The organism is Arthrobacter sp. HMWF013 (genome assembly GCF_003061105.1).
Lineage (GTDB): Bacteria > Actinomycetota > Actinomycetes > Actinomycetales > Micrococcaceae > Arthrobacter.
This window is the reverse complement of sequence record NZ_QAIQ01000409.1, coordinates 1-1,861: the sequence shown is the minus strand read 5'-3', so window position 1 is coordinate 1,861 and position 1,861 is coordinate 1. Positions and strand designations below refer to the sequence as shown.

The window sequence follows — 1,861 nt, the reverse complement described above, 5'->3', positions numbered from 1 at the left end:
GGCCGACGACGCCTCCATCACCGCCCTGGTCAGCCAGGTCACCGGCCGTCCCCTCTCAGCCAGCGGCCAGGCGACCGACGGCCGGAAACTTGGTGTGGCCGTGGCCCGCAATTCCGAAGTAGTACCCCGCAGCCAGTGGTTCGTCACAGCGCTCGCCGAGGGTGACGACGTCGAACTCGTCACTGCAGTCCAGGGAGGCTGACACCATGACGGAAACCGGCACCATCCCCACACGTGGAAAAGAAAAGGCAGTGCCCAACGACCCCCTGATCATCGACGGCGTCGGGCTCGGTTCCCGCCTGATCATGGGCACCGGTGGCGCCCCGAGCCTGGACGGCTTGGGCGCGGCACTGCTGGCCTCGGGCACCGAACTGACCACGGTGGCCATGCGGCGCTATTCGCCGGCCGAATCGGGATCCCTGTTCCAGCTCCTGGTGGACCACCAGATCCGGGTCCTGCCCAACACGGCAGGCTGTTTCACCTCCCGCGATGCGGTCATGACGGCTGAACTGGCCCGCGAGGCGCTCGAGACCGACTGGATCAAGCTGGAAGTCATCGCCGACGAACAGACCCTGCTGCCGGACGCCGTGGAGCTGCTTGACGCCACGGAACAGCTGGTGAACCGGGGTTTCAAGGTTTTCGCCTATACCAACGATGACCCGGTCCTTGCCCTTCGGCTGGAGAACCTCGGTGCCACTGCTGTGATGCCGCTGGGCGCTCCGATCGGGACGGGTCTGGGCATCCTCAACCCGCACAACATCGAACTGATTGTTTCCCGGGCATCGGTTCCCGTGGTGCTGGACGCCGGCATCGGGACGGCATCGGACGCTGCACTGGCCATGGAACTGGGCTGCGATGCGGTACTGCTGGCCACCGCGGTCACGCGCGCCCAGAACCCGGCCCTGATGGGCGAAGCCTTCAAACACGCCGTTATCGCCGGTAGGCTGGCGAAAGCGGCCGGCAGGATACCGCGCCGCGAGCACGCCCTGGCGTCATCGGCCATGGAAGGCCGGGCAGAGTTCCTCTAGGCAGGTGCCTGCTGCCGTCGTCCGCCGGGCCGGGCTCTGGAGCGCGAGCCAAGGAGGCCGCTGTGGCCGGCAAGGAAGACATACTCACCAGGGACCATATCGACGCCGTCCTGGCAACACTGCCGGACTGGCGGTACCGGCTGGGTGGCCTGGTCACTGTCTACAAGGCGCCGACGTCGGCCGCGGCACTCGAGCTGATTGCCGCCGTCGGACGTTCCGCGGAGGAACTGAACCATCACCCTGATCTGGACTGGCGGTACAACCGCGTGTTCATCCGCTACACCTCCCACGACGCCGGGGGCGAGGTCACCGGGCATGATGTTGCCGCTGCGGAGGCAGCCAGTGCCGCCGCTGCCGCAGTGGGCGCTGAGGCCCAGCCCGGGCTGTTCCGGACGGTGGAGGTCGCCATCGATACAGCTGACCCCGCGGAAATCGCCGACGTCTGGCGGGTCGCGCTGGGATATAAAAAGACCGCGGGCGGGGATCTGGTGGACCCATACGGCCGTGGGCCGAACATCTGGTTCCAGGAGACCCGGACGCCCAACAACAACAGGCTCCATCTGGATGTGCACTGGAGCCAGGCCGAATCCGGGCCGGTCCTTGAGAAGACCGCGGCAACCGGGGCCTTAATGAACCATGACCACGCACCCGATTGGGTGGTGGTCACGGATGCGCAGGGAAACCGGCTCTGCGTATGCACCGAGGCAGGCGCCCAGCCGGAGCGCCCGTCCTGAGCGGCGCACCGCGCCGATCCGGAGCGCCGGCTACAGCCTGAGGGCCTGTGTCAGCCGCATGGTGTCGTGGCGGGTGCGTGCCCGGCCAAGGTAGATGAC

At 67.3% G+C, this 1,861-nt stretch carries 3 protein-coding genes; all 3 read left to right on the top strand.

Going from position 1 to position 1,861, the window contains the following annotated elements; all coding sequences use genetic code 11:
* The coding region (gene thiS / locus DBR22_RS15210; RefSeq protein WP_108599722.1) for a sulfur carrier protein ThiS at window positions 1-202 on the top strand (202 nt) is incomplete at its 5' end.
* A 4-nt stretch (window positions 203-206) separates the two neighbouring features.
* A complete protein-coding gene (locus DBR22_RS15205; RefSeq protein ID WP_108599721.1) occupies window positions 207-1,028 on the top strand; it encodes a thiazole synthase in 822 nt (273 codons plus the stop codon).
* Between the two features lie 62 nt (window positions 1,029-1,090).
* A complete protein-coding gene (locus tag DBR22_RS15200; RefSeq protein WP_108599720.1) occupies window positions 1,091-1,762 on the top strand; it encodes a 4a-hydroxytetrahydrobiopterin dehydratase in 672 nt (223 codons plus the stop codon).
* Window positions 1,763-1,861 lie beyond the last annotated feature (99 nt).

Bases quoted from the DNA above. Each gene is read 5' to 3' on its own strand.
- DBR22_RS15205 (WP_108599721.1), top strand. From the start codon at position 207: ATGACGGAAACCGGCACCATCCCCACACGTGGAAAAGAAAAGGCAGTG.